6 protein-coding genes are annotated in these 6,886 nt (G+C 34.2%); 3 read left to right on the top strand and 3 right to left on the bottom strand.

Going from position 1 to position 6,886, the window contains the following annotated elements; genetic code table 11:
* Positions 1-198: 198 nt before the first annotated feature.
* The gene (locus ACW9JY_RS04610) at positions 199-1,470 is read left to right on the top strand and encodes an MFS transporter (RefSeq protein WP_457283560.1); all 1,272 of its coding nucleotides are present in this window, start codon (positions 199-201) and stop codon (positions 1,468-1,470) included.
* A 28-nt stretch (positions 1,471-1,498) separates the two neighbouring features.
* Here the strand turns inward: ACW9JY_RS04610 and ACW9JY_RS04615 are convergent, their stop codons facing one another.
* The 3 genes from ACW9JY_RS04615 to ACW9JY_RS04625 are packed head-to-tail and all read right to left on the bottom strand — an operon-like array spanning position 1,499 to position 3,802.
* Entirely contained in the window at positions 1,499-1,822 is a 324-nt protein-coding gene (locus ACW9JY_RS04615; RefSeq protein ID WP_457283561.1) for a NifB/NifX family molybdenum-iron cluster-binding protein, read from the bottom strand.
* An 18-nt stretch (positions 1,823-1,840) separates the two neighbouring features.
* On the bottom strand, positions 1,841-2,698 hold the full coding sequence (locus tag ACW9JY_RS04620; RefSeq protein WP_457283562.1) for a damage-control phosphatase ARMT1 family protein: 858 nt from the start codon (positions 2,696-2,698) through the stop codon (positions 1,841-1,843).
* A 39-nt stretch (positions 2,699-2,737) separates the two neighbouring features.
* Entirely contained in the window at positions 2,738-3,802 is a 1,065-nt protein-coding gene (locus ACW9JY_RS04625; protein WP_457283563.1) for an ERCC4 domain-containing protein, read from the bottom strand.
* A 354-nt stretch (positions 3,803-4,156) separates the two neighbouring features.
* Here ACW9JY_RS04625 and fbp point away from each other — a divergent pair, with 354 nt between their 5' ends.
* On the top strand, positions 4,157-5,272 hold the full coding sequence (fbp, locus tag ACW9JY_RS04630) for a fructose-1,6-bisphosphate aldolase/phosphatase (protein ID WP_457283564.1): 1,116 nt from the start codon (positions 4,157-4,159) through the stop codon (positions 5,270-5,272).
* Between the two features lie 175 nt (positions 5,273-5,447).
* Positions 5,448-6,686: an MFS transporter gene (locus ACW9JY_RS04635; RefSeq protein WP_103079595.1), complete on the top strand. Its 1,239-nt coding sequence runs from the start codon at positions 5,448-5,450 to the stop codon at positions 6,684-6,686.
* Positions 6,687-6,886: the final 200 nt, after the last annotated feature.

A 6,886-nucleotide genomic window follows, 5' to 3' on the forward strand; every position in this document is an offset into this window, starting at 1 on the left:
TTATAATAATTATTTCCTTGTAAATTGAGCTTCGGGGAGAATTAGCGCGGGTCTCCTATTCCTTAAATGGGTGGGCAGCGGGGCGAAAGAACAGAAGAAACTTTTCCTTTTGGGTGGGCAGCGGGGCGAAGGGGCGCTATTAAAGAAGTTTTAGAGTTTCTAAAGGCAATAAAAAAGATCAAAACAGGGGGAATTCTAATGACAAATGAGCAAAAAAGAAATTTTTTGTTATATTCCGCAGGTAGACTTGTATCTTTAATAGGAACTGGTGTACAAATGATTGCTTTACCGCTTTATATTCTTGATCTTACAGGCTCTGGGACGCTTATGGGTACATTTTCTCTTTTAAGTATGCTGCCAGGCTTGATTTTTTCACCGATAGCAGGGGTTTTGGGAGATCGAAGAAATCGAAAGAAAATTATGGTGAATTTGGATTATTTACGAGGGATAATTATACTTTTTATGGCATATTCAGCCTATCAAGGTTGGATGAACATCGCCTTTATCTTCACTGCCCAAGTATTTATTTCTATATTAGACAGTTTTTTTGGCGGCTCAACCGAGGCAATGTTTCCCGACTTAGTTCCTATTGATTTCCTCACCAAAGCTAATTCGGTAAATTCTTCAATAAATAGTGTTTCTAGAATTATAGGACCAATCCTTGGAGGAATCATATATGGATTTGGCGGAATAAAAGTTGTGTTTCTTATAAATGGAATTTCTTTCGTTATTTCTGCTATAAGCGAAATGTTTATTACTTATGTACCACATTTTGAAGGTAAGCAGAAAATATCCTTTAAATCCATGTTTTCAGACATCAAAGAGGGAGTAATTTTTATAAAGGGAAGAAAAGGTTTGAAAGAATTGCTTTTGTTTGTAATGATTGTCAATTTTTTATTGGCACCGATTCTTACGATTGTGCTCCCTTATGTATTAAGGCAAGAAATTGGATTTACGAGCGAACAGTATGGAATCACTCAATCTTCTTTTACCGTGGGGATACTAATTGGCAGTATTTTAATTGGTACTATTTTTTCTAAAAATAATCCGAAAAAATCGGTGACACTCGGTTTAACAGTAGAGGCAATTATGTTATTCATCATTTCAGGTTTATTTTTTCCTAATATCGTTACCAAATTCGGAGGTGCATCATGGACCTTCTTAATAATTTTGTACATAAACCTTATGGTAATAGGCGTGAGCAATGCTTTTATAAATATACCTATTGATACCAACCTGCAAAGAATGACACCAACCAACGTAAGATCTCGTGTTTTTACGGTTGTGGGGTTGATTGCTCAAGGAGCTGTACCTGTTGGTGCACAGATATATGGTATTCTTTTAGATTTAATAAGGGGATATCAAATTACACTGTTTGCAAGCATAGTATCAGTTATTGTAATTATTCTCTTTTTAAAAATTGCACCAGAAGAAACCTTCAATCCTAAACCTGTTAATGAAAAAGCGTGAAAATCGAACCTAGATAAAATCAATTTTTTCAATTGTGGTCTAATGCTTTCACAATTTCCTTTTCGGCTTCTTGTATTGAGTCAGAGTTAATTATAAGGGGAGTATATCCCAATTCCATGATTACTTCTTTAGACTTTTTCCCCATGGACTTTGCTACCCAAACATTGCAATCCGAAAGGATTTTCATTATATCTTCAACTTCTGAATGTTTGTGCTGAGTAAAGTTATCGTTTATTCTTTCCTCAATAAAATTCAGCATGCCATCCTCTAATTCATATATTCTATATTTTTCAGACATTCCAAAATGTGCTTTGTTTACACTGTTTCCTTTTATGCCTAATGCTATCTTCATAGTATCTCTCCTTATGTTTTAGTAATACTTGAATACAAAATCGCCTGTTTTTAGACCACCGTTGAGCTGCTTTGCAATAACGTGACATTTGATTTTTAATAAATAGAAAATAGGCTTACTTTCATCCAATAATCCTTCTAAATTTCCTTGACCTTTACTGATTATAATATCAGCATTTGAAAATATTTGTAGGAATTCTTTACTTGCGTTTTTTAATACTATTCCAGGGGTATCACAGCCACTTGATATTAAAGAACAGTATCTATCAATTCCTATATTCTTTGCTTCTTTCATGGTGACATCGTTTAAAATGGGCTTGTCTCTGACCGCATAAGTAAGATTCACCTTATACTTTAATAACTCTTGAATGAGTAACTTATCAAAAACAGCTTCACCGGCATTATCGGCTATAATTAGTATACTGTTGGCATTAGATAATTGTTCTTTAAAAAAAGGGTAATCACTATGTGAAAACCCGTTTTCAATGGCTCTTTTGACGTTATCCTCTATATCAACGTTTAAGCTAACCCCCGCATCTATAGAATTTCCAACTGCTGACATTATCAAAGCCGATAATAATGGATCTTCTGAACTTTTAACTAACTTTTCTATAGTTGGATAGTATTGTTGAGCAGCTTTTATATTTTTTTCTTTGAATTCTAAATATATATCGTCCTTTCCTGCTTTTTGTTTTATATAATTTTGAATTCTAGTAACTATTTGAGGAGCAGAGTCATCATCGGTGATATCTGGGATCATTCGAGCATATTCATTCAAAATATCTTTAATAATTTTTCTGTTCTCACCGACTGTCATTCTACTTGCCTCGAGAACTTGTCTACATATACATGGAATACAATCATACTCAATTTTCAAGTAATAAAACCTCCAACATTTTATTTTTTCTGAGTTAATTTATGTTTTTTTCCACACACTTTTTTTGCCTTTGCCAAAGTTTTCTATATAACCTTCTTCTCTGAGATCGCTCAATACCTTTCTGATTTTAGTATCAGAAGTTAATGGGAATTTTTTCCTAAGTTCATTTATAGTGAAAGTATCCTCAGTAGCTTCAAGTATTTCTCTTCTTATATCGTAGTATATACCCCCTGTAAAATCTTTTTTAGTTTCATATTTAGATGCCACTTCTGAAACAATAGTTGGGATGTTATCCTTTTCATGTGACATGACCGCTTGAAAGAACCGTAAAGTCCATTCATTTGCCAATTTCCTGTTTCCAGCAAATATTATTTGAAACCCAGGATGATAAGCAAAAATCTCAGCTAAAACTTTAGACAAATAGGATGGTGTGTACACCTTCAGCCTACTGGGATTCAAAAAATCGGAGTAATTTGCTTCAACAACGAAAGCAGAATGTTTGTATTTAGCTAATTCACCAAGCTTCATGTGCAGAAGAGGCAAATTCCCAATGTCTCCTATAAAATTGGTAAAGGTTTTTCTTTCAGCAACAGCTATTATGCCGCTTTCACTTAGTAAGGCATAATCGCCGGCTTTGAGCTGCGCTCTTTTAACGCTACAATTGGCAAATTTCCATGGATATCTTTCATTTATGTCGATCAATATATGAAGATGATGATTCCCTTTTGCTGTTAATTTAACTTTAGGGCGATGTTCTTTTAGTCCTTGTTCCGTTCTCCAAAATATCTGTTCGTATTCTCCTTCTTTATTTTTATACTTCTTTTTTAAAAAGAGAAAGTCGCATCTTTTGTTTTGCGCTCTGTCAAGAACTACCGACAACCTTTTTCCGTAGCGATTTATTGATATAATAGGAACTCTTTCAATCTCTTGGTAATTGCTCGATGGTTTTTCTGTGTCTCTCATGCAAAAGATATGCTTACCAGCACCTGGCCATTTGTCCTGGACGAATAGTGATAATATTATTTTTTCTCCTTTTCTGATAGTTACCCTGTAAGGGAATCTGTATTTTTCTGTTGATTCAAGAACCCATAAAAAAGAACCCATCGATCATTCACCTTTCTTACAAAAAAGAAAATACTCAGTATTTCTTTCTATGTCTAATTTTATAATATTTTTGAGTTTTTACAAAATTGATTTTCTTGTTTTTGAAAATTGTTCAATTTTTATGACGAATATGATTTCTATGAAATTTTTTTCATACTGCCCAGGATCGCCTCTAAAAAGTTATAATCAGCTATAAATAGGAATAATCGTCTTTGACTAAACAATTTTATTCACATATAATTAAATTGAAGGTTGGAAAAATATAGTTGGGGGAGCAGAGTGGTGGAGAATTACATAAAAAGTTTTTGAGTTCCTAAATATCCTTAATAAATTACTGGTGGAGGTGATAACAAGATGGGAAAAGTTACTGTAAGTTTAATTAAAGCAGATGTTGGAGGAATTCCAGGTCATTCAACTGTACATCCTAAACTTAAAGAAAAGGCCTCTGAGTGCTTACAGGAGGCAAAAGAAAACGGATTGTTGATAGATTACAGAGTTTTACACGTAGGTGATGATTTACAACTACTTATGAGTCATGGAAAGGGGATTGATTCTGAAGAAATTCATAAACTCGCTTGGGAAACTTTTGAAGCAGCAACCAAGATTGCGAAAGAGTTAAAGTTACACGGTGCCGGTCAAGATTTGCTATCAGATGCATTTAGCGGAAATATTAAAGGAATGGGGCCAGGCATAGCAGAAATGGAATTTACAGAACGAGGGTCTGAAACTTTAGTTGCATTTATGATGGATAAAACAGAACCAGGTTCTTTTAACTTCCCCATATACAAAATTTTTGCGGATCCATTCAATACTGCAGGATTGATTATTGATCCTTTGCTAATTGATGGATTTATATTTGAAGTGTGGAATATAAAAGAAAGAAAAAGAATTTTTCTCAAATGTCCAGAAGATTTATATCTTTTATTATCTTTGATAGGTGCAAAAAGCAAATATGTTATAAAAAGGGTTTTTCCCAAGGATTCTAGCCCTCTACCTAAAGATGAACCCGTTGCAGTAGTAAGCACAGAAAAGCTATTCTATATCGCTGAAAAATATGTAGGGAAAGACGATCCAGTAGCATTGGTAAGAGCACAATCGGGTTTACCGGCTTTGGGAGAGGTTTTAGAACCCTTTAGCATACCTTATTTAGTCAGCGGCTGGATGCGTGGTTCACATAACGGCCCTTTAATGCCCGTTTCATTCAAAGACGCTCAATGTACACGGTTTGATGGACCACCTCGGGTAATTGCAGCAGGCTTCCAAATAAGTCACGGTAATTTTATCGGTCCTATAGATTTGTTTGATGATCTTGCTTTTGACCTTTCTCGGAAAAAAGCTTTGGAATTAGCAGATTACATAAGGTTACAAGGTCCCTTCGAGCCACATAGGCTTCCACCTGAAGAGATGGAATATACTACCCTCCCAGGAGTATTAAAAAAGCTTGAAACAAGGTTTGAAGAATTGGAATAATATCTTTTTTTCTTAATAGGTAACTCCCGAAGTAGCATGCGGGAGTTACTTTTTTATGCAAATTAATCAATAACTTTAAAAAATTTAAGAAATTACTCGACTTTTTTAAAGTTATATATTATAATTTTTGTAGGATATTTATTATTGTATTGAAAATCTTAAAGGGGGAGATAAAATGTCAAATTCAACTGGCGGGTTACAACTTTTAATAAAAAACCGTAATTTTCTACTTTTGTTTTTTGGTAGGCTAGTATCCAGTGTCGGATCTGCTATTTTTATTATCGCTATTCTTTGGTCGGCTGCAGCTGAGATAGGCGGGGTAGGTGCAGTTAGTACTGTTTTAAGTACTATAGCTGTTACGAATATTATCTTTTCTCCTTTTGCAGGTGTTTGGGCAGATAGATGGAAAAAGAAAAATATCCTTGTTATAACTGATTTAATAAGTGGCGGAATCCTTATTTTGCTGGGTATTTTCTTTGGAACATATTTCTATCAAATTTGGGTATTGATAATAACCATTTTTGGATTACAGATCTGTGGTACTTTATTTGGTCCTGCGTTGTTGTCTTTAATCCCGATTATGGTAAACGATAATGAGCTTTCTCAAGCTAATGCCATGATTTCAATGACAGATAGACTTTCACAACTTATTGGGATGGCTATCGGCGGTGTGATTGTGTCTTTAGTGGGAATAAAATGGGCAATTTTAATCGATGGGATGACTTTTATTTTCTCGGCAGTCTCTGAAATGTTCATAAAAGCGGAAGAAAAAGGCAGAAAAGAAGAGGAAGTTAGGAAAACTGGTTTGGTTTTTTCGGATATAAAAGATGGTTTTAAAGTGATATGGTCCAATGTTCAACTTAAAGGGTTGATAACCTTAGAAACTTTAGATGATTTTTTTGGAACCACTATATTCGTTTTCTTACCTGTGTTGGCTAGTGAGATACTGAAAGTAGGTCCTGGTGAGTATGGAATTATGCAAACGATGTTGGGAGCAGGTTCTTTTATTTCCGCCCTAGTTCTATCATCCATTAAAGAAATAAAAATGAAGTACGTAGCACTAATGTTATCCTCAGTTTTGGCAGGAGTATTCCTGGCTTCTCTTGGTATAGTTAACAGTTATATTTACGTATTGATTGCTTTGTTGATGTTAGGTGTTATGACTGAGATAGGAAATATTAATGAAAATCTTTTGATTCAAAGAATTACCCCTGAAAACACAAGGGGACGAGTTTTTGCGTTGCGATCAACGATAGATAATTCGTTAAGGCCTTTTTCTTATGCTTTTGCTGGGATAATGGCAACATTTTTTTCATTGAAAAGTTTGTTCTTTGTGTTTGGAATAATAACTAGCATACTTGGAATATTTTACCTAGTGATACCTAATCAATTGAAAAAACGGAATGTTTCCTAAAAATGGCTGTATAATAAAAATGGTTGATGAGATACTTGACAAAAGGGATAAAAAAAGATATCACTCCTCATAGAACAAAAAACAAAAAAATAAAAAGAGAGAGAGGAGTGATATCATGAGCAACAAAATTATAGCACAAATACTGGGTATTGACAAAGGTTTTAAGTTAAAAGAGAGAAAAGATTTGAGAAAAGATGGAG

It is taken from the genome of Petrotoga sp. DB-2, from assembly GCF_054051725.1.

Bases quoted from the DNA above. Each gene is read 5' to 3' on its own strand.
- ACW9JY_RS04615 (WP_457283561.1), bottom strand. From the start codon at position 1,822: ATGAAGATAGCATTAGGCATAAAAGGAAACAGTGTAAACAAAGCACAT.
- fbp (WP_457283564.1), top strand. From the start codon at position 4,157: ATGGGAAAAGTTACTGTAAGTTTAATTAAAGCAGATGTTGGAGGAATT.
- ACW9JY_RS04635 (WP_103079595.1), top strand. From the start codon at position 5,448: ATGTCAAATTCAACTGGCGGGTTACAACTTTTAATAAAAAACCGTAAT.
- ACW9JY_RS04610 (WP_457283560.1), top strand. From the start codon at position 199: ATGACAAATGAGCAAAAAAGAAATTTTTTGTTATATTCCGCAGGTAGA.
- ACW9JY_RS04625 (WP_457283563.1), bottom strand. From the start codon at position 3,802: ATGGGTTCTTTTTTATGGGTTCTTGAATCAACAGAAAAATACAGATTC.